17 protein-coding genes are annotated in these 21195 nt (G+C 72.9%); 9 read left to right on the top strand and 8 right to left on the bottom strand.

The genetic code is table 11. From position 1 onward, the window contains the following. Positions 1–72: 72 nt before the first annotated feature. From C8K30_RS16385 to C8K30_RS16355, 7 genes are all read right to left on the bottom strand, one after another. Entirely contained in the window at positions 73–1584 is a 1512-nt protein-coding gene (locus tag C8K30_RS16385) for an aldehyde dehydrogenase family protein (protein WP_108493995.1), read from the bottom strand. 53 nt (positions 1585–1637) lie between these two features. Continuing rightward, positions 1638–2639, bottom strand: coding sequence for a proline racemase family protein (locus C8K30_RS16380; protein WP_108493994.1), 1002 nt, complete (start codon positions 2637–2639; stop codon positions 1638–1640). Positions 2640–2667: 28 nt separating this feature from the next. Beyond that, positions 2668–3585: a dihydrodipicolinate synthase family protein gene (locus C8K30_RS16375; protein ID WP_108493993.1), complete on the bottom strand. Its 918-nt coding sequence runs from the start codon at positions 3583–3585 to the stop codon at positions 2668–2670. 86 nt (positions 3586–3671) lie between these two features. Then, entirely contained in the window at positions 3672–5111 is a 1440-nt protein-coding gene (locus C8K30_RS31680; RefSeq protein ID WP_199230528.1) for an NAD(P)/FAD-dependent oxidoreductase, read from the bottom strand. Beyond that, entirely contained in the window at positions 5108–5446 is a 339-nt protein-coding gene (locus tag C8K30_RS16365) for a (2Fe-2S)-binding protein (RefSeq protein WP_108493992.1), read from the bottom strand. The genes C8K30_RS31680 and C8K30_RS16365 overlap by 4 nt, the downstream gene beginning before the upstream one ends. After that, positions 5443–6642 (bottom strand): FAD-binding oxidoreductase, encoded by a 1200-nt coding sequence (locus C8K30_RS16360; protein ID WP_233257218.1) that lies wholly within the window; start codon positions 6640–6642, stop codon positions 5443–5445. Before C8K30_RS16360 ends, C8K30_RS16365 begins: the two co-directional genes overlap by 4 nt. 59 nt (positions 6643–6701) lie before the next feature. Continuing rightward, complete coding sequence (locus tag C8K30_RS16355; protein WP_165919619.1) at positions 6702–7382, bottom strand: GntR family transcriptional regulator; 681 nt, start codon at positions 7380–7382, stop codon at positions 6702–6704. Between the two features lie 324 nt (positions 7383–7706). Between C8K30_RS16355 and C8K30_RS16350 the strand changes: the two genes are divergently transcribed. From C8K30_RS16350 to C8K30_RS16310, 9 genes are read left to right on the top strand one after another with little or no spacing between them, the layout of a single operon-like run. Further along, positions 7707–9392: an ABC transporter substrate-binding protein gene (locus C8K30_RS16350; protein WP_233257217.1), complete on the top strand. Its 1686-nt coding sequence runs from the start codon at positions 7707–7709 to the stop codon at positions 9390–9392. 3 nt (positions 9393–9395) lie between these two features. Next, positions 9396–10385: an ABC transporter permease gene (locus tag C8K30_RS16345; RefSeq protein ID WP_108493990.1), complete on the top strand. Its 990-nt coding sequence runs from the start codon at positions 9396–9398 to the stop codon at positions 10383–10385. Continuing rightward, entirely contained in the window at positions 10385–11377 is a 993-nt protein-coding gene (locus C8K30_RS16340) for an ABC transporter permease (protein WP_108493989.1), read from the top strand. Before C8K30_RS16345 ends, C8K30_RS16340 begins: the two co-directional genes overlap by 1 nt. Further along, entirely contained in the window at positions 11374–12261 is an 888-nt protein-coding gene (locus C8K30_RS16335) for an ABC transporter ATP-binding protein (RefSeq protein WP_108493988.1), read from the top strand. Before C8K30_RS16340 ends, C8K30_RS16335 begins: the two co-directional genes overlap by 4 nt. Continuing rightward, positions 12258–13109, top strand: coding sequence for an ABC transporter ATP-binding protein (locus tag C8K30_RS16330; protein ID WP_108493987.1), 852 nt, complete (start codon positions 12258–12260; stop codon positions 13107–13109). The genes C8K30_RS16335 and C8K30_RS16330 overlap by 4 nt, the downstream gene beginning before the upstream one ends. After that, positions 13106–14440: an alpha/beta fold hydrolase gene (locus C8K30_RS16325; protein ID WP_233257216.1), complete on the top strand. Its 1335-nt coding sequence runs from the start codon at positions 13106–13108 to the stop codon at positions 14438–14440. Before C8K30_RS16330 ends, C8K30_RS16325 begins: the two co-directional genes overlap by 4 nt. Next, the gene (locus C8K30_RS16320; RefSeq protein ID WP_108493986.1) at positions 14437–15906 is read left to right on the top strand and encodes an aminopeptidase P family protein; all 1470 of its coding nucleotides are present in this window, start codon (positions 14437–14439) and stop codon (positions 15904–15906) included. The genes C8K30_RS16325 and C8K30_RS16320 overlap by 4 nt, the downstream gene beginning before the upstream one ends. Beyond that, positions 15906–18641: a beta-L-arabinofuranosidase domain-containing protein gene (locus C8K30_RS16315; RefSeq protein WP_108493985.1), complete on the top strand. Its 2736-nt coding sequence runs from the start codon at positions 15906–15908 to the stop codon at positions 18639–18641. The genes C8K30_RS16320 and C8K30_RS16315 overlap by 1 nt, the downstream gene beginning before the upstream one ends. Positions 18642–18701: 60 nt before the next feature. Then, entirely contained in the window at positions 18702–20123 is a 1422-nt protein-coding gene (locus C8K30_RS16310; RefSeq protein WP_108493984.1) for a M6 family metalloprotease domain-containing protein, read from the top strand. A 72-nt stretch (positions 20124–20195) separates the two neighbouring features. On the opposite strand, the gene C8K30_RS16305 is transcribed toward C8K30_RS16310, so the two are convergent. Further along, entirely contained in the window at positions 20196–20795 is a 600-nt protein-coding gene (locus C8K30_RS16305) for a HEAT repeat domain-containing protein (RefSeq protein WP_146197506.1), read from the bottom strand. Positions 20796–21195 lie beyond the last annotated feature (400 nt).

The following is a 21195-nucleotide window of genomic DNA, read 5'->3' as shown; positions in this document are numbered from 1 at the left end:
TCAGGAGTGTGCCGACCTCGTGGCAGTGCTCGGGTGTAGGTCAGCGGCGTGCAGTCGGGATCAGCCCGCCGATCACCACCCCAGCGACTCCCCGCGCACGGAGACCGTCCGGGGCACGCCCCAGGGGTTGTCGTCGCGTAGCGCCGGGGGCAGCAGCTCCTGGGGCGCGTCCTGGAACGTGACCCCGCGCAGGAACCGGCCGATCGCCGCGGTGCCGACCGACGTCCCGTCGGTGGTCGTCGCCGGCCAGGGGCCGCCGTGCTGCATCGCGGGCGTGACGGCGACGCCGGTGGGCCAGCCGCCGAGCAGGATGCGGCCCGCGTGCGGGGCCAGCCGGGTCACCAACCCGCCGAACCCACCGGGCGTGCCCTGCTCCCCGGCCGCCTCCCCCGACCCCAGGTGCAGGGTCAGGGTCAGGTTGCCGGGGAACAGCTCGGCGACGACGGCCGCCAGGTCCGTGCCGTCCGGGTACTCCACGATCACGGAGAACGGCCCGAACACCTCGTCGAGCAGCGCGGCCCCCGCGCGGCGCAGCGCGTCGAGCGGCACGGCGACGAACGTGGGCCTCACCCAGGCCTGCCCCTCGGCGTCGCGGCGGAAGTCGCCGGAGTGCACAACCCGCACGCCGTCCGCCCCCAGCGCCTCCGTGACCCGCCGCTCGTACCCGTCCGCGATCGACGGGTTGAGCAACCGGTGCACGGGTACCTCCGAGGCTGCGGCGACCACTGCGTCGTCGTAGGCGGAGCCCTCGGGGACCAGCAGGAAACCGGGCTTGGTGCAGAGCTGGCCGGCCGAGCCGGACACGCTCGCCACGTAACCGCCGAGCAGGCCGTCGCCGCGCTCGCGCAGCGCCTCCCCGGTCACGAGGACGGGGTTGACGCTGCCCAGCTCGCCGAAGAACGGGATCGGGTCGGGCCGCGCGGCGGCCCGGGCGGCGAGCAGCTGCCCGACCCGCTGGGACCCGGTGAAGGCCGCCGCCCGCACCGCCGGGTGCTCGACCAGGGCGACGCCCGCCTCCTGCGAAGTCACGAGCTGCAGCGTGCCCTCGGGCAGCCCCGCCGCGACGAGCGCGGCGGCCACGAGCTCCGCGACGCGCTCGGACAGCCGCGGATGCCCCGGGTGCGCCTTGACGATCACCGGGCAGCCCGCCGCGAGCGCCGCCGCGGTGTCCCCGCCGGCCACGGAGAACGCGAACGGGAAGTTGCTCGCCGCGAAGTTCAGCACAGGCCCCACCGGCCACAGCAGGCGGCGCAGGTCGGGCCGCGGGCCGAGGACGAAGTCCGGGTCGGCCTCGTCGACGCGGGCGTCGAGGTAGGTGCCGTCTTCCGCGACGTGCGCGAACAGGCGGAGCTGGACCTGGGTGCGCTTGAGCTCGCCGCGCAGCCGCGCCTCGGCGAGGCCGGTCTCCTCCTGGGCGATGGCGACCAGCTCGTCCGCGTGGTCGGCCAGGGCGGCGGCCGCGCCGCGCAGGCCCTCGGCGCGCACGCGGGGCGCCGTCCGGGACAGCTGGTCGAAGGCGTCGGCGGCCCGGCGGGCGACGTCGTCGACGGTGCGATCGAGGTCGGGTGCCGCGGTGGCGGTCATGGATGGGCTCCTCAGCGGATGACGGGCAGGGCGGGCGGGTCGAGCAAGCAGGTTCAGAAGACGAAGCCCGTGGGGAACGGGTCGCTCGGGTCGAGCAGGTAGTTGGCGGTCGCGGTCACCCAGGCCCGCCCCGTGATGGTCGGCACGACGGCGGGCACGCCCGCGACCGTGGTCTCGGAGACCAGCCGGCCGACGAACCGGCTGCCGATGAACGACTCGTTGACGAAGTCGTCGCCGATCGCGAGCTCGCCGCGGGCCCAGAGCTCGGCCATCCGGGCCGACGTCCCGGTGCCGCAGGGCGACCGGTCGAACCAGCCGGGCCAGATGGCCATGGCGTGGCGGGAGTGGCGGGCGTCCGAGCCGGGGGCGATCAGCTCGACGTGGTGGCAGCCCTCGACGCCGTCGAGCTCCGGGTGCTTGGGCTTCGCGGTCTCGTTGATCGCGTCCATGATCGCGAGCCCGGCGGCGAGCAGGTCCTGCTGGCGCGCCCGGTCGAAGGGCAGCTTCAGGTCGTCCAGGTCGACGAGCGCGTAGAAGTTGCCGCCGAACGCCATCGAGTACGGGACGGTGCCGTAGCCGGGCACCTCGATCGTCTGGTCGAGGGCCGTCACGAAGCTGGGCACGTTCTCGATGGTCACGGCGTCCGCGTGGCCGTCGCTGACGGCGACCTTCGCGACGACGAGCCCGGCGGGCGTGTCCAGCCTGATCTCGGTCACGGGCTCGACGACGTCGACCATGCCCGTCTCGACCAGGACCGTGGCGACGCCGATGGTGCCGTGCCCGCACATGGGCAGGCAGCCGGACACCTCGATGTAGACCACGCCCCAGTCGCAGTCGGGCCGCGTGGGCGGCTGCAGGATGGCGCCGCTCATCGCGCCGTGCCCGCGCGGCTCGTCCATCAGGAAGTGCCGCAGCTCGTCCATGTGCTCCATGAAGTACAGCCGCTTGTCGTTCATCGTCTCGCCCGGTATGGGCCCGACGCCGCCGGTGACGACGCGCGTCGGCATGCCCTCCGTGTGCGAGTCGACGGCGGTGATGGTCCTGCTGCTGCGCATGGTCGCTCCTGTGCTCGGTCCGGCCGGGTCAGCGCGAGGCGATGTAGCTGAGCGCCGCCTCGGTGTCCTTGCGCACCTGCGCCTCGTGCTCCGCGGTGAGCGGTCCGCGCGGCGGGCGGGTCGGACCACCGTAGCTCTGCCCGGCCATGTCGATCGAGAGCTTGATCGCCTGCACGAACTCGGTCCGGGAGTCCCACCGGAAGGCCGGCACCAGGTGGCTGTACAGCTCGCGGGCCTCGGCGATCTTGCCCTCGGTGACCAGCGTGTAGATCTCGACGGCCTCGCGCGGGAACGCGTTGGGGTAGCCGGCGAACCAGCCGGTGGCCCCGGTCACGAGCGACTCGAAGAGCAGGTCGTCGGCGCCGGCGATGACGTCCAGGTCCGGGGCCAGCTCCTTGATCTCCAGCACGCGCCGCACGTCGCCGGAGAACTCCTTGACGGCCACCACGTTCTCCAGCTGGGCCAGCTCGGCCAGGATGCCTGGGGTGAGGTCGACCTTCGTGTCGATCGGGTTGTTGTAGATCATGATCGGGATGCCGACCTCGTTGACGCGCGCGTAGTGCTCGATCACCTCGGAGCGGTTCGCGCGGTAGATGGTCGGGGGCAGCAGGAGGACGGCGTCCGCGCCGTCCTCGGCCGCGAGCTCCGCCCAGTACTTGGCCTGGTGCCAGCCGACGCCGTGCACACCGGCGACAACGAGCCCGCGATCACCCACCGTCTGGACGGCGGTCTGGACCACCTTGCGGCGCTCGTCGTCGGTGAGCGACGAGTACTCGCCCAGCGAGCCGTTCGGGCCGACGCCGCGGCAGCCGTTGTCGACGAGGAACTCGCAGTGCGCGGCGAACCGCTCGTAGTCGACGGCGAGCCCGGCAGGGGCTGACGCGTCCGGCTTGAAGGCGAGGGTGGTGGCGACGATCACGCCGCCGAGGTCGAAGCGCTGGTTCATGTCTGGTCTCCTGGTGGTCGGGATGCTGAGGGCAAGGTTCAAGGCAAGGTTCAAGGCAAGGTTCAAGGCAAGGTCGAGAGCAAGGCTCAAGGTGAGGTAGAGGCAGAGGTCGAAGGCAGGGATGCGAGGTCACCGAGCCGGACCGGCACCACGAGCGGACGGCGGTCGACGCCGGGCGCGGTGCCGCCCGCATCCGAGTCGCCGCCGGGTGCGTCCCCGAGCAGCTCCTGGAGGGTCCGGCCGCACATCCGCGCCTGGCACGGGCCGAGCCCGGCGCGGCTGGTGAGCTTCACGGAGCGGGTCTCGTGCGACCCGGTGAGCTCGACGACCTCGCGCACGCGCCCGTAGGTGGTCTCCTCGCAGCGGCAGACGACGGTGTCGTCGCGCAGCCAGCGCACCCACCCGCCGCGCACGCCGTGGGCGGCCTCGATGCGGGCGGCGAAGCCGCGGGCCCTGGCCCGGGCGCGGACGGCGACGCGGACGACGCCGAGGTCGCCCCCGGCGGCCGCCGTGCCCGCGACGGCGCCCTCGGCGAGCGCGGCGTCGGCCCCGCCGATGCCCGTGATCTCGCCGGCGGCCCACACGCCCGGGACGGACGTGGCCTGCGCGTCGTCGACGACCACGAACCGGCTCGGCGAGAGCGCGCACCCGGCGGCGACCGCCAGCTCGAGGCGCGGGGTGAAGCCGTGGCTCACGCACACGGCGTCGGCCTCGACCTGCCGCTCGGTACCTGCAACGGGCGCCCAGCGCTCGTCCAGGCGGGCGATCGTCACCGCCTCGACCTGCCCGTCGCCGTGCGCGGCAACCACTGCCTCGCCGGGCCGCCACGGCACGCGGTGCCGCGCCAGCTCGCCGACGTATCCGGCCAGCTCACCGGCCTTGCCCGCCGCGCCGGCCAGCTCCCAGGGCCGGCTCAGCCAGCCGCGCGCGAGCGCACCCGGCCCGGCTGCCTCGTGCACGCCGACGACGGTGGCGCCGGTCCACAGCAGCGCCGACGCGACGGGGAGCAGGAAGGGCCCGGCCCCGGCGACGACCACCCGGCGCCCGACGGCGACCCGCTCCCCCTTGGCCAGCGCCTGCGCCGCCCCGGCAGAGTAGACCCCGGGCAGCTGCCAGCCGGGGAACGGGAGCGTCCGGTCGTGGGCGCCGGTGGCCAGCACCAGGGCGTCCGGCTCCAGCACCAGGACCGCGCGCCCGACGGCGTCCGGTTCCCCGACGAGCACATTCAGGCGGATGCCGCCGTCCGGCCGTTCGAGCGACCAGACCTGCGCCGACTCCACCACCGTCACGGCCGGGTTCGCCCGCAGGGCGCCGCTCAGCTCGCCGAACGTCGACCAGCGATGGTGCAGCACGTGCTCGCGCCCCGCCGGCCGCGCGGCGGGCAGGTGCCGCCAGTACTGGCCGCCGAGGCCGTCCGCGGCGTCGAGCAGCGTGACCCGCGCCCCGGCCTCCGCAGCCGCCCGCGCGGCGGCCAGCCCCGCCGGGCCCGCGCCCACGACGACGACGTGCCGCAAACCCTTGCTCACGACGTCACCTCCGGCAGCGACCCGCCCGACGGCGGAGCGCCCTGGTCGGCCACGACGTCGCCGTCCTGCGCGCGCCGCAGGCAGGCCCGCACGTCCGGCAGGCCGTTGACCTCGACGAGGCAGTCGAAACACACGCCGATCCCGCAGAACACGCCGCGGGGCGCGCCGCCCTCGCGGGTGGTGCGCCACTGGCGCCGTCCGGCACCCAGCAGCACGCCGGCGATCGTCTGCCCGGCCGTCCCGGTGACGGGCTCGCCGTCGACCCAGATGGTCAGTGGCCGGTCGGGACCCGGTTCGACGGGGTCCCGCTCCACCGCTATGCGCTGCGACGTCATGCCAGTGCCTCCCCGTGAGCAACCCTCGGCCGGAGCGTCGGCCGGTCGACGGCGTACGGGCGCGGGTCCACGGCCGCCGCCAGCCCCAGCATCCCGGCGGCGAGCAGGTCCCCGGTCGCCGGGGCCAGCCCGACGCCCGCGCCCTCGTGACCGGTCGCGAACCACAGCCCGGGAAGGGCCGGGTCGGGGCCGATCACCGGGAGATGGTCGGGCATGTACGGCCGGAAGCCGAGGTAGGAGCGCATGACGTTCGTCCGCGCCAGGAACGGGAACACGGCAACAGCCCGCCGCGCCAGCTGGGCGAGCACCTGGGTGCTCAGGCGATCGTCGAATCCCACCTGCTCCCGGCTCGACCCGATCAGCACGGTCCCGCCCCGCGTCGACTCGATCACGGCGGACGTCTGCAGCTCGGCGCCCGCGGACTGGGTGGCCGCGAAGTAGTCGCCGTCGTAGACCTTGTGCCGGACTCGCTGCCGCATCGGGGTGGTGACGAGCACCATCCCGCGGCGCGGGCGCACCGCGATCCGGGCGCCGAGCCTCTCTGCGACCTCCGCCGACCAGGGGCCCGCCGCCACGACCACGGCGCCGGCGGAGACCTCGCCCCGCGTGGTGGCGACGCCGGTGAGGCGACCGCCGTCGCCCAGCAGCGGTCCGGTCACCTCGACCTCGGTGCGGACGACGGCGCCTGCCCGGCGCGCGGAGGCGAGCAGCGCCTCGGCGGCGGCCACCGGCTGCACCTGCGCGTCCTGCGGGTAGTACACGGCGCCGACGACGCCGGGGGCCAGGTCGGGCTCGAGCTCGCGCGCCTGCTCGGCGGTCACCTCGACGGCCTCGACGCCGGCCGCGCGCTGCGCCTCGGCGAACCCGCGCAGCCCGTCCAGGCCGTCGGCGGAGGTGACCACGACCAGGCCGCCCTTGGCCTCGTGCTCGATCGAGGGGAACAGCGGCCCGAGCTCGTCCGCCAGCTCGTCGGCGAGATGCGCCCACCGGCGCAGGGACACCTTGGCCAGCTCCAGCTCCGGGCCGGGGCCCTTGTCGGAGACCAGCAGGTTGCCCTCGCCGTGGGCGCTGGTGGCGGACGCCGCTGCCACGCGGTCGAGCACCGTCACCCGGGCACCGGCCCGCGCGAGGGCGCGCGCGCACGCGGCGCCGACTATCCCGGCGCCGACGATCACGACGTCCGCTGCCACATCCACCCTCTCGATCATCGATCCCGGAACTCACCTCGTCGGCCGCGGTTCGGCCGGCGAGGCATTCAGTCCTCCGGCTTGCCCGCCCACGTGCCCAGCGAGTGCCCGATGTGCCGCTCCATGAGCGCCTTTGCACCGGGGCCGTCCCCGGCCGCAAGCAGGTCGAGCAGCTCGTGGTGCTCCTGGGCAGAGCTGGCCAGCGTGCCACTCGCGACCATCGTCGACAGCCCGAGCAGGCGCGCCCTGTCCCGCAGGTCGGCCACGATCTCGCCGGCGACGGGGTTGCCGAGCAGCCCCATGAGCCGCAGGTGGAACGCCTGGTCCGCCTGCAGGTAGGCGATCAGGTCGCCCGTGCGCGCGCCCTCGACTATCTCGTCGGCCAGCGCGCGGAACTCCCCCAGCTGCCCCACCGGGAACGACTTGGCCAGCCGCTCCATCCAGACCGGCTCGATCACGAGGCGGACGGCGGCGACATGCCGCAGCGTCTGGTCGCTGACGCGAGTGACGCGGAATCCCTTGTTCCGCACGGCCTCGAGGAATCCCCGCCGCTCCAGGTCCAGCACGGCCTCCCGCACCGGCGTCGCCGACACGTCGAAGCGCGCGGCGAGGGTCGGTACGGAGACAAGCTCACCGGGCTCCAGCTCGCCCGCGACGATCGCCGCCACGAGGGCGCGGTGAACCTGCTCGCGCAGGCTCGCGACCGGCGGAAGACGACGGACCGACGGGGTTGGTGATGCCGTGCTCATGGTGCACTCCTGGGTGGTCAGGCAACGCTAGTAGAATATTACACGAGACGGGAATCCCATCGTCAATGCGCCTGAGGGTACCTGAGCGCGGCCGCCGACGCCGGGGCACGAGACCCTAGAAGTGGCCTGATGCCGCCGAAACTTGACGTTTACATTCACCCCATCGACACCGTTGTTCTCGATCAGTAACATATCACGCATCACATATCGAAGGCGGGGACGAGTCGACGACGACCGCGGCCGCGCCGGGGCCAGACCTGTACGACCCCCCGACGCACCCCGCGTCACCGACCGAGAGGCCACATCGTGAAGCACCAACCTCTTGTGACAGCAGCCATCGCTGTCGCCACGACACTCGCGCTCGCCGCCTGCGGCGGCGCCCAGGACGACTCCTCAGGGGGCGGTGGGTTCACCGCCGAGCCCGCCGAGGGTGGCACCGTCCACGTGCTGCAGAACGCCGACTTCTCGTACCTCGACCCGGCCCGCGGCTGGGACGGCGGGGTGAACAACTTCTACCGGCTGGTCTACCGCCAGCTCACCACGTCGGCGCCCGGCTCGTCCGAGGACCCCACCGAGATCGTCCCGGACCTCGCCGAGAGCCTCGGCGAGGCGTCCGACGACGGCCTGACCTGGACCTACACGCTCAAGGACGGGATCAAGTTCGACAACGGCGACCCAATCACGTCGGCCGAGGTCAAGTTCGGCATCTCCCGGGCGTGGGACCCCGAGATCGGCATCGGCTCGCCGTACCTCAAGCAGGTCATCGACGCCCCTGAGGGCTACGAGGGCCCGTACAAGACCGGCGACCTGCCGACGATCGAGACGCCCGACGACAAGACCATCGTCTTCCACCTCATCAAGCCGTTCCCCGAGTTCGACGCCGTGCTCTCCCAGGTGAACGCGACGCCGTTCCCCGTGGACAGCGGCGCGGGTGACGAGTTCATCCACAAGATCATCGCGTCGGGCCCGTACAAGCTGGCCGAGTACGTGCCGGGCAGCACGATCAAGCTCGAGCGCAACGAGAACTGGGACCCCGAGACCGACGACGTGCGGGCCGCCAAGCCGGACGGCTGGGAGTTCACCATCGGCCTCGACCCGGCCACCATCGACGAGCGCCTCATCGCCGGGCAGGGGGCCGACGTCAACGCGATCTCCGGCAACATCCAGCCGGCCACGCTCCCCCGCCTGCAGACGCCCCAGCTCAAGGAACGCGTCCTGGAGTTCCCCGGGATCTGCACCACGTACATGGGCCTGAACACCACGAAGGAGCATCTCGACGACGTCCGCGTGCGGCAGGCGATCAGCTACGCCATCGACCGCACGACCATCGTGAACGCGAGCGGCGGCACGCAGCTCGGCGCCCCGGCCACGACGATCCTGCCGACGTCGGTCGCGGGCCACAAGGACTTCGACCTGTACCCGTCGCAGGACGGGACGGGCGACGTCGAGGCCGCCAAGAAGCTGCTCGACGAGGCAGGCCTGGCCGACGGGTTCACCCTGACGCTCGACATCCGCTCGCAGGAGTCCATGCAGGCCCAGGGCGAGGCGGTGCAGCAGGCGCTCGAGCGGGTCGGGATCACCGTCGAGCTCAACCTGATCGACACCTCCACCTACTACGAGACCATCGGCACCCCGTCGCAGCAGCACGACGCCGCCATCACCGGCTGGTGCCCCGACTGGGCCTCGTCGGCGGCGACCTTCCTCCCGCCGCTGTTCGACGGCCGCAACATCTACGAGAAGGGCAACGGCAACCTCGCCCAGATCAACGACCCGGAGATCAACAAGCGGATCGACGAGATCGGGGCGATGACGGACAGCGACGCCGCGAACGAGCAGTGGGGTGACCTCGACGAGCAGATCCTCGAGCTGGCCCCGGTCGTCCCGCTCATGGTCGCCAAGACCGTCCTGCTGCCTGGCGAGAACGTGGCCGGGCTGTACTCCTCGGCGAACGCCGCGACCGGTGGCATCGACTACGTCGGTGTCGGTCTCAAGGACCCTGAGAAGGGCTGATCCATGACGTCCTTCCCGACTGACCTCACGACGGCGCAGCCCGTCGAGGCCGGGACCGACGACACCCCCGAGGCGCCGGCGGCAGCAGCCGCCGGCGCCCTCCGGTCGGGTGCCGGCGGGACCTGGCAGGCACTGCGCCACGACGTCGGCGCGATGCTCGGCCTCGGCTACATAGTCCTCGTCACGCTCGTCGCGATCCTCGCGCCGGTGCTCACCTCGATCAGCGGCTGGACCCCGTACGAGTTCGACCAGACGGCGATCGACCCCAACCTCGGCGGCATGCCGATCGGCCCGTGGGGCGGCGTCAGCGCCGAGCACTGGTTCGGCGTCGAGCCCGGTAGCGGCCGGGACATCTTCGCCCGCATCGTCTACGGCGCGCGGGTGTCCATGAGCATCGCACTGTCCGCCACCCTGCTGACGACGGTGCTGGGCGTGTCGCTCGGGCTCATGGCCGGCTACTTCGGCGGGCGGGTGGACCTCGTCATCTCGCGGGTCATGGACTTCCTCATGGCCTTCCCGGCGCTCATCTTCATGATCGCCGTGCTCTCCGCCCTGCCGGCGGGCAACCGGTCGGCGCTGCTCGTCGTCGTGATCTCGGTCTTCGGGTGGCCCTACCTGGCGCGCATCGTCCGCGGGCAGACCATGTCGCTCGCGCAGCGGGAGTTCGTCGAGGCGGCCCGGGCCGCCGGTGCGAGCGGCACCCGCATCGTGTTCCGCGAGATCCTGCCCAACCTGCGCTCGACCATCATCGTGATGTCCACGCTCGCGGTGCCCGGCTACATCGGCACCGAGGCCGGGCTGTCGTTCCTCGGCGTCGGCGTCGTCCCGCCCGCGCCGAGCTGGGGGCAGATGATCTCCGCCTCCGTGAAGTGGTACGCCGTCGACCCCGCGTACTTCGTGGTGCCCGGCGTGTGCCTGTTCCTGCTCGTGCTCTCGTTCACCGTGCTCGGTGACCGTCTGCGCGCCGTCGTCGACGCCCAGGAGGGTCGCTGATGCCCCGGTTCCTGCTCTCCCGCGTGACGTCGGGCCTCGGCGTGCTGCTGCTGGTGTGCCTGTTCACGTACCTGGTGTTCTTCGCGCTCTCGCCGGACCCGGCCGTGCAGATCTGCGGCAAGAACTGCACGCCCGAGCTGATCGACCAGATCCGCGGGAACCTCGGGCTGGACCAGCCGTTCTGGACCCAGTTCGTCCAGTTCGTCGTCGGGATCTTCGCCGGCCGCACCTACGGCGAGGGCGTCAGCGCGGTCGACTGCGCCGCGCCCTGCCTCGGCTACTCGTTCCAGTCCAGCCAGGCGGTGTGGGACATGATCGTGCAGCGGCTCCCGGTCTCCGCGACCGTCGCCGTCGGCGCCGCCGTCCTGTGGCTGCTCGCCGGTCTGGCCGGCGGCCTGCTCAGCGCGGTCAAGGAGGGCACGTTCGCCGACCGGTTCATCACCGGCCTGACCCTGACGAGCATGTCGATCCCCAACTACGTGCTCGCCCTCGTGCTGCAGTACGTGCTGGTCGTCAAGCTCCAGTGGCTCCCCTTCCCCCAGGCGGTCCCGTTCGCGGACGACCCGGTGCAGTGGTTCCTCAACTTCGTCATGCCGTGGATGGTCCTCGCGATCGGGTACGCGGCCGCCTACACGCGGCTCACCCGCGCCAACGTGCTCGACGTCCTGCGCGAGAACTACGTGCGGACCGCCTTCGCGAAGGGCCTGCCACCGTCCCTCGTCTGGCGGCGGCACGCGCTGCGGCCGGCCCTGACGCCGGTCGTGACGATCTTCGGCATGGACTTCGCCGGCCTGCTCGGCGGGGCGCTCATCACCGAGACGGTCTTCGGGATCAACGGCGTCGGCAAGATGGCCGCCGACTCGATCGCCCGCAACGACCAGCCGGTGATCATGGGCGTCACCCTGCTCGCGGGTTTCCTCGTGGTCGTCGGCAACATAGTGGTCGACGTCGTGTACACCACCATCGACCCGAGAGTGCGGGTGAACGCATGACCGCGACGACGTCCGACGCGCTGCTCGAGGTGCGCGACCTGACGGTCACCTTCCAGACGCCGCGCGGCCCGCTCGACGCCGTCCGGTCGCTGGACCTGGACCTGGAGCCCGGCGGGGCGCTCGGCATCGTCGGCGAGTCCGGCTCGGGCAAGTCGATGACCAGCCTGGCGATCATGGGCCTGCAGCCCAGGGCCGCGCGGCGCACGGGCAGCGTGCGGCTGCTCGGGCGCGAGCTCGTCGGCATGTCCGAGCCGGACCTGCGCCGCGTGCGCGGCGACCGCGTGGCCATGGTCTTCCAGGACCCGCTGTCGTCCCTGAACCCCTACTACACGGTCGGGCTCCAGATCGAGGAGGCGTACCGCGCCCACCGGCCCGGCGTGACCCGCCGCGAGGCGCGGCGGGTGGCGGTCGAGGCGCTGGAGCGGGTGCACATCCGCGACGCCGCGCGGCGGGTGAACCACTACCCGCACCAGTTCTCGGGCGGCATGCGCCAGCGCGTCATGATCGCCATGGCGCTGAGCACCGAACCCGAGCTGCTGATCGCCGACGAGCCCACCACCGCGCTCGACGTGACGGTGCAGGCACAGATCCTCGACCTGCTGCAGGAGATCCGGCGCGAGACCGGCACCGGCCTCGTCCTGATCACGCACGACCTGGCGGTGGTCAGCGAGATCACCGACCACATAGTCGTCATGAAGGACGGCGTGTGCGTCGAGCGCGGCCCGGTCGAGCGGATCTTCACCCGGCCCCAGCACCCGTACACCCGGGCGCTGCTCGACGCCGTCCCCCGCATCGACGACGAGATCGGCGAGCTGCGCGCGGTGACGCCGGGGTCCGCCGTCGTCCCCGACCAGGTCGTCCCCACGAACGGAGGTCCGGCATGAGCGAGCCGCTCCTGAGAGCCACCAACCTCGTCAAGGAGTTCCCCATCATGGGCACGGGCGGCCTGCTGCGCCGTCCGGCCACGTTCCGGGCAGTGGACGACGTGAGCTTCGAGATCCGCGCGGGCGAGACGCTCGCCCTGGTGGGCGAGTCCGGCTCGGGCAAGTCGACGACGGCGCGGCTCGCCGCACGCCTGCTGGACGTCACCTCGGGCACCGTCGAGCTCGACGGCGAGGACGTCACCGGGCTGGGGCGCTCCGAGCTGCGGAGATTCCGCAGCGAGGTGCAGGTCGTCTTCCAGGACCCGTTCTCCTCGCTCAACCCGCGACACACGGTGGAGCGGATAGTCACCGCTCCCCTGACCTACCAGCAGCGGACCGTCCCGGGCGGCGCCCGCGCCTTCACCCGGTCGCTCATGGAGCGGGTCGGGCTGGACCCGGACCACTCGCAGAAGTACCCGGCGCAGTTCTCCGGCGGGCAGGCGCAGCGCATCGGGATCGCCCGGGCGCTGGCGGTCGGGCCGCGCGTCGTGGTGTGCGACGAGGCGGTCTCGGCGCTGGACGTGTCGGTCCAGGCGCAGGTGATCAACCTGCTGCGCGACCTGCAGCGCGAGGAGGGCCTGACGTACCTGTTCATCGCGCACGACCTGGCGGTGGTGCGGCAGATCGCCACCCGGGTCGCCGTGATGACGCAGGGACAGATCGTCGAGGAGGGCGACCGGGACAGCGTCTTCGGCGCGCCCCGCCACGAGTACACCCGCAAGCTGCTCGACGCCGTGCCGCGCATCCGTCCCGAGTGGGAACGGCAGCGCCGAGCCAACGCCGCCCGCTCGGCGGGGGCTCCGGCATGAGCCCGGTGACGAGCACGGCAACGAGCACGGCCGCGGGCATCGAACCCAGCCCCTGGACCACGTACCTGCTGCCGGGAATCGGCGTCCGCGAGCGCCGTGTCGCGGTGCCGCTGGACCGTTCGGGCCGGCTGCCGGGCGAGGTGGAGCTGCTGGTCCGCGAGCTGGTCGACCCGACGCGGGACGACGACGACCTGCCGCTGCTGGTGTACCTGCAGGGCGGCCCGGGCGGCGCGAACCCGCGGCCGCTGCGCCGGGACGGCTGGCTGGACGTGGCGCTGCGCGACTACCGCGTGGTGCTGGTCGACCAGCGCGGCACGGGCGGCAGCAGCCCGCTGGACGGCGAGGTGCTGGCCGGGCTCGGCGCCCGCGAGGGCGCGGACCTGCTGGCGTGCTTCCGGGCCGACTCGCTGGTCGCGGACCTGGAGGACGTCCGGGCGCGGGTGTACGGCGGGCGGCCGTGGACGACACTCGCGCAGAGCTTCGGCGGCTGGATCACCCTCACCTACCTGTCCGTGGCGCCCGAGGCGCTCCGCGCCTGCTACATCGCCGGGGGTGTGCCGGGCACGCCGCCGGACGCCGCGGAGGTCTACCGCAGGACGTTCGGCCGGGTCGCCGGTCGCACCGCCGAGTTCTACCGGCGCTACCCGGCCGACGTCGAGGCGGTCGCAACGATCGCCGACCGGCTCGCCGAGGGCGACGTCCGGCTGCCCGACGGCGACGTGCTGACCGTCCGCCGGTTCCAGTCCATGGGGATCGACCTGGGCATGAAGCCGGGCACAGAGCGGATGCACTGGTTCGTCGAGAAGGCGTTCGTGCGGGCCGGCCGGCTGTCGGCCGGGTTCCTGCAGGAGGCGATGGTGCGCACGTCGCAGGCGGACGGCCCGCTGTTCTGGACGCTGCAGGAGTCGATCTACGGCCACGGCGCCAACGGCCCGACGGGTTGGGCGGCGCAGGCGGAGCGGGACCGCCGTCCGGAGTTCGACCCGGCCCGACGGCCGCTGCTGTTCACCGGCGAGATGGCGTTCCCCTGGATGTTCGAGGAGGTGCGGCTCCTGCGGCCGTTCGCACCTGCCGTGCACGAGCTGGCGGCGCGCCAGGACTGGTCGCCGCTGTACGACCTGGACCGCCTGGCCGCCAACGAGGTGCCGGTCGCCGCGGTGGTCTACCACGACGACATGTTCGTCGACTCCGGTCTGCAGCTCGACACGCTCTCGCGGGTCGGGTCGTCCCAGGCATGGGTCACCAACGAGTACGAGCACGACGGGATCGGCGACGGGCGCGTGCTGGAGCGCCTCCGTGAGCTGGTCCGCGACCGAGGAGGAGAGAGATGAGCTCGCACACCACCCCGTCCACCAGCCCAGACACCAACCGGGAGCGTCCCCCGTACGCCGGGACGCGTGCCCCCCGGCTGGTCGAGAGCGACGCGTTCAACGCCCACATGTCCCGCGGGTGGGGCGCGCCCGACGTCGTCGTGCCCGTGCCGCCCGGTGGGCCGGCCGCCGCGGCCGCGCACCGCCGTCGGCTGTCCGAGCGCATCGGGGCCGTCGATGCCGTGGTGAGCGCGGGGCACGCCGCCCTGCGCAACGGCGACGTCCAGTACGGGTTCCGCGCGGACAGCGACTTCGTGTGGCTCACGGGGGTGCAGGCCGAGGCCGGCGTGCTCGTCCTGCGGGCGAGCGACGGCGGCCACGACGCCACGCTCTACCTGCCGCCGCCGGCCAAGCCGGGCGACAGCGCGTTCTTCGGGAACGCGGCGTACGGCGAGCTCTGGGTCGGGCCGTCGCCCGACCTGGGGGACTGGGCGGAGGCGTTTGACATCGCCGTCGAGCCGCTGTCCGCGCTCGACGGCGTCCTCGCCAGGCTGGACGGAGCGCTCGCCGCGCCGTCGGTCGACGACGAGACCGTGCGCCGGTTCGGCCTGAAGCCGTCGGAGGACCTCGCCCGCGCGCTGTCGGACCTGCGCATGATCAAGGACGACTGGGAGATCACCCAGCTGCGCGAGGCGGTCGACCACACGGTGACCGGGTTCGAGGCGGTTGCCGGCGAGCTGCCGCGCGCCATCGGCGGGCTGGGCGAGCGCTGGCTGCAGGGGACGTTCGACCGGCACGCCCGCACGTTCGGCAACGGGCCGGGGTACTCGACCATCGTCGGCTCCGGACCGCACGCCCCGACCCTGCACTGGGTGCGCTGCGACGGCCCTGTGCTGCCCGACGTGCCGCTGCTGCTGGACATGGGCGTCGAGGCCAACTCCCTGTACACCGCGGACGTGACCCGGACGATCCCGCCGTCGGGCGCCTTCAGCGCGGTGCAGCGCCAGGTGCACGACCTCGTCGAGAAGGCGCACCGCGCCGGCATGGCGCAGATCCGCCCGGGCGTCGAGTACCTCGACTTCCACTACGCCTCCATGGAGGTCATCGCCCAGGGGCTGCACGACTGGGGGCTCCTGGACGTCTCGGTCGACGAGGCGCTGTCGCCCGGGGGTCAGCAGCACCGGCGCTGGCTGGTCTGCGGCATCGGCCATCACCTCGGTCTGGACGTGCACGACTGCGCCCACTCGGACTACCCCACCTACCAGGCTGCTCCCCTGGAGCCGGGCGTCGTCATGACCGTCGAGCCCGGCCTCTACTTCCACGCGCACGACGAGACCGTGCCGCCCGAGCTGCGCGGCATCGGCGTCCGCCTGGAGGACGACCTCCTGGTCACGCCCGACGGCGCCGAGGTACTCTCGGACGCGCTGCCGATCGACGCCGCCGGCATCGAGCGCTGGACGAAGGAGCGGATCGGTGACGCCCGGTGATGTCCGACGCCGTCGCCGAGCCGTTCCCGCTCTCCGCCGTCGAGCTGCACGACGGCATCTTCACGCGGGCCCGGGACCAGCTGCTGCACCTGGCGCGGGTCTACCCGGTGGACCGGGTCCTCGCCGTCTTCCGCGCGAATGCCGGCCTGGACACGCGCGGCGCCCTGCCGCCCGGCGGCTGGGAGGACTTCGGCCACCCGGACGAGGACGCGTGGGGTCCCGACGACTACCCCGGCCGCGAGGCCGCCCCCACGGCCAACCTCCTGCGCGGCCACTACGCGGGCCACTTCCTGTCCATGCTGGCCATGGCCTACGCCGGGACGGGCGACGCCGCACTGCGGGCCAAGGTCGACGATATGGTCGAGGGGCTGCGGGAGGTCCAGGAGGCGCTGGCGGCGTCGGGCCGCTACAGCCATCCCGGGTTCCTCGCGGCGTACGGCGAGTGGCAGTTCTCCCGCCTGGAGGGCCTGGCCCCGTACGGCGAGATCTGGGCGCCGTACTACACGTGCCACAAGATCATGGCCGGGCTGCTCGACGCGCACCGGCACGCGGGATCGCAGGCCGCGCTGGAGGTCGCCGCGGAGATGGGGCGCTGGGTGCACGGCCGGCTCTCGGCCCTGCCCGCGGACCAGCGCACTGACATGTGGTCCCTGTACATCGCCGGCGAGACCGGGGGCATGAACGAGGTCCTGTGCGACCTCGCGATGCTGACCGGCGACAAGCAGTTCGTGGAGACCGCCCGCCTGTTCGACCTGGGCTCGCTGCTCGACGCCGCGGCGTCGGGCCGGGACGCGCTCGACGGCATGCACGCCAACCAGCACGCCGCGACGCTCCTGGGCTACCTCGCGCTGCACGACCTCACGGGCGAGACGTCGTACCTGGACGCCGTCAGCAACATCTGGGACATGCTCGTCCCCGGCCGCACCTTCGCCCATGGCGGCTCGGGCGAGAACGAGCTCTGGGGGCCGCCGGGCGCGGTCGCGGGTGACATCGGCAACCGGAACGCCGAGACGTGCGTGACCTACAACATGCTCAAGATCGCCCGCGCCCTGTTCGAGCGCACGGGCGACGCGCGCTACGCCGACTACTACGAGCGGGCCGTCACCAACCAGGTCCTGGGGTCGCGGCGCGACGCCGACTCCGACGACTCGCCCGAGGTGACGTACATGTTCCCCGTCCACCCAGGGGCGCTGCGCGAGTACGACAACGTCGGCACCTGCTGCGGCGGCACCGGGCTGGAGAACCACGTCAAGTACCAGGACTCCGTCTACTTCCGGTCCCGCCGGGGCGCCGGCCGCACGGTCTGGGTCAACCTCTACGTGGCCTCGACCCTGCGCTGGGCCGAGGAGGACGTCCGCCTCGTCCAGGAGACTTCCTACCCCCTGGAGGGCACGAGCAGGATCCGGGTCGACGCCGCCGGCGAGCTCGAGCTCCGGCTGCGGGTGCCCGGCTGGGTCATGGGCTCGGGCGGGTCGACGGCAGCCTTCACCGTGACCGTCGACGGCGAGGCGCAGGCCCTGCACGCGGTCCCGGGACACTACGTCTCGATACGGCGTTTCTGGCGCCCGGGCACGGTGGTCGAGATCAGCATGCCGCTGACGCTGCGCGAGGTCCCGGCGCCCGACGACACGTCGGTGGTCAGCCTGGAGCTCGGGCCGACCGTCCTGCTCGCCCGCAGCGCCGCCACCACCTGGCTGCCGATCGCCGCGGCGACCTGGCGGCGCCTCGACGGGACGCTCGACGTCCCGCTGACCCGGGCCGACGGCGGGACGTGGCGGCTGGGCGACCTCGTCCTGGAGCCGGCGTGGTCCGGGTCCGACGCGCGGTACCACATGTACCTGCGGCGGGCGGATGCGCGGATCGCGTTCGCCGGGGTTGGTCCTGGGGCCGACGTCCGGGCCGGTTCCGGGGCCGACCTTGGGACCGGCTCCGAGGCCGAGTCCGACTCCGGCGTGCCGAACCCGGCGCGCGAGGACGGCCGCACGTTCCTCGACGTCCTGTGGTCCGACGGCGGCTTCGCGTCCCGGGCCGAATTCCTCCGGACGGTGCTGAGCACCACGCACGAGTTCGTGGACGTCGGGCTGCTCAGCGCCGACGAGGCACGGCGGGTCCTGGTGGCGGCCGCGCGCTCCGGCGTCGGCCGCGATGCGGACCAGGATCCCGAGGCCTCCCGCGCGGCCGAGGCCGCGCTCCTGTCCAGGGCGCCCACCGCCGCCCACGCCGGGTCCGCGCCGCGGATCGAGATCGTCCCGGCCACGGCGCCCAGCGTCACCGGCTGGTACCACCGGCCCGCCGAGCTCACCGTCACCGCCCGGGCCGACGCCGGCGAGGCACACGTCGAGATCCGGGTCGGCGACGCGTCGTGGGCTCCGGCCGGACCCGCGCCGCTCGTGCTGGGCGACGGCGTGCACACCGTCACCGCCCGCGCCGTCGACGGCGCGGGCCGCGAGCGCCGCGTCGTGCGCGAGGTGAGCGTCGACACCAAGCCGCCCCGGACCACGGTCACGGCCCGCCGCCTCGGCCCGCGCGGCGTCGAGATCAACCTCACCGCCGTCGACGACGTCTCCGGCGTGGACAGCATCCGGTGGAAGGGACCGGACACGTTCTGGGCCACCTTCGGCGAGCCGTTCACCCGGGCGCTGGGCGACGAGCCCCAGGTCATCGAGTTCGCCGCGACCGACCGGGCGGGCAACGAGGAGCCCGTGAGGACCCTCGTCCTCCCGCCCGCCGACTGACCCGCCGGCGTGTTCGCCGGGCAGCACGCACGAGCACGACAACGAAGGAGTTGGAACCTCATGCACCAGAAGCGAGCCACCCGACCGCCCCTTGCCCGACCGTCTTTCGCCCTGCCGTCCTTCGCCCTGCCGGTCGCGGCCGTGGCCGCGACGGTCCTCGCCCTCGGCGTGGTTCCCGCGAGCGCCTCGACCGACCTGTCCGAAGTCTCTCTCGGGGCCACCTCTCTCGGGGCCACCTCTGTCGGGGCCGCCCCTCTCGCAGCCACCTCTCTCGCAGCCACCCCTGTCGCGGCCGCCCCTCTCGCAGCCACCTCTCTCGCAGCCACCCCTGTCGCGGCCACCCCTACCGGGGCCACCTCTGTCGCGGCCGCCCCTACCGGGGCCACCCCCGCCGGGGCACCACCCGCGGCAACCTGCCGGCTCCCCGCCGCCGTCGACGGCCTCGGCTCCGGGTTCCCGGTCGACGACCAGGCGCTCCCGGCGGTCGGCACGCTCAAGGCGGCGCTGCTCTTCGTGGACTTCGAGGACCACCCGGCCGCCGTCGGCTCGCTCGACGAGGCGGAGACCAACCTCGCGTCGGGGGTCGAGTACCTGGAGCGAGTCTCGGGTGGACGGCTCGACGTCACCACGACGTCGTCGGACGGCTGGGTCCGGATGCCCGAGCCCTCGACGTCGTACCCGTTCGAGCGCGGGCTGAGCTACGAGGACCACGTGCGGTACATCGGCGACGCCATAGCGGCCGCCGACGCCACGTTCGACTTCTCCGACGTCGACGTCGTCTGGGTGACGGCCACGAAGGAGGCGCCGAACATCACCTACTCGCCGACGACGAACTTCCTGGACGTCACGGCGGACGACAACCACCTCACGCACGCCGTCACGTTCGGCTACGACCAGTGGCGCTGGGGCGGGCTCGTCCTGGCCCACGAGTCGGGGCACACGCTCGGCCTGCCCGACCTCTACCTGTTCGAGGCGCCGCCGTCGGATCCCGGCAACTGGCATGCGGCGGTCGGCGGCTGGGACCTGATGGGCCTCATCTCGGGCTCGGGGCCGGAGTACTTCGCCTGGCACCGCTGGCAGCTCGGCTGGCTCGACGACGCCCAGGTGGTCTGCGCCGACCCGCGGCGGGCCACCACCGCGCGGCTGGGGCCGGTGGCGGGATCCGGAAACGCGCCGTCGTGGCAGGACACGATGCTGGTGTACCCGATCTCGGCCACCCGCGCGGTGGTCGTCGAGAACCGGCAGCCCGTCGGCTACGACGAGGCCATCGGCGCGAGCGGCGCGCTGGTCTACACGGTCGACACGTCCGTGCGGTCGGGCGAGGGCCCGGTCCGGGTGGTGGACTCGACGCCGGGCTCGGCGGACGGTCTCGACGACGCCCCCTTCGCGCCGGGCACGTCCTGGACCGAGCCGACGACGGGTGCGGTGCTCACGTTCCGGGACGGCCCGGGGAACGCCGTCGGGGTCACGGTCAGGCCGTGAGCCCTGAGCCCTGTCAGACCCAGTTTCGTGTCAGGTGTGCAGGCCGCCCGGGTGGCCTGCACACCTGACCCGTCAGCTCGCCGAGCTCGCCACGCGGTCGAACTCCCTCACGGCCTTGGCTGCCTCCGCCGCGACGTCCGGGTCGGCGTCCGTCTCGGCCATGTCGGCGAGAACGTCCCGGAAGACCGGCCACTCCGTGTAGACCATGGCCCAGACGGCGGCCGCGCGGACCTGCGCGTTCGTGTGGCCGATGGACTCCTTGACCCGCATGACCACTTCGTCGTCGGCCTGCTTCGGCGCCCCAGCGCCCAGGCGTAGCAGGGCCTTCGCCCACCCAGCCGGGTAGACGTGCACATCGAAGTCGTTCAGCAGTTCGTCCAGTGTCCAGAGCGGCAATGCGGCGGCGATGCGATCGGCCACCTGTTCGGCGATCGACGGGTCGTCATGCCGCGCCACCATGTAGATGGCATCCACCACCTCGTCGACGATGTAGTGGACGGTCCCGCCGTCCGCGGTGTCCCAGCGCACCTCGTAGAAGATGCCGCGCTCCGGGTCGGCGTCGACCTCCGCGAAGAAGGCCCACCCGCTGTCGTCGGCAAAGGCTCTGACTTCGGCCGGCTCGAACGAGGGCCGCAGCACGAGGTTTCGGCTCGCATGGCGGGGCACTGGCACGGGGGTTTCCTTTCGCAGGGTCTGGCGCCCGCACGACGACGGGCCGGGCCGGAAACGCCCGACCCTATCGGCAGTCGCACGGGTCACGGGTGATGCTGCCGATACCAGCCGACGCACCCTGGAGCGGGGTTCTTACGCGGCTGGCAGAAGCGCAGGCGGGTGTGGGTGGCTCGCCATAGGATCAAACAAGTGTCCGCAGCAATGGGACGGCTCCATAGACTTTACGACGTGAGAGAGACGTGAGAGAGGAGCGTGCTGGTATGCGTGAAGGACAGCTCGACGGCGGTACGGGCAGCGGGCCCGCGGCCGGTGCGTTCCTGGACGACGGACTCGCGCAGCAGGGCGGTCCGGGTGAGGCGTTCGTGCGTGACGAGACACTCGTGCGCCTAGTGCCGGACGA

The organism is Promicromonospora sp. AC04, from assembly GCF_003058225.1.
Classification (GTDB): domain Bacteria; phylum Actinomycetota; class Actinomycetes; order Actinomycetales; family Cellulomonadaceae; genus Promicromonospora.
Note: the sequence above shows the minus strand (reverse complement) of the source record. Positions and strands in the feature narration are given on the sequence as shown.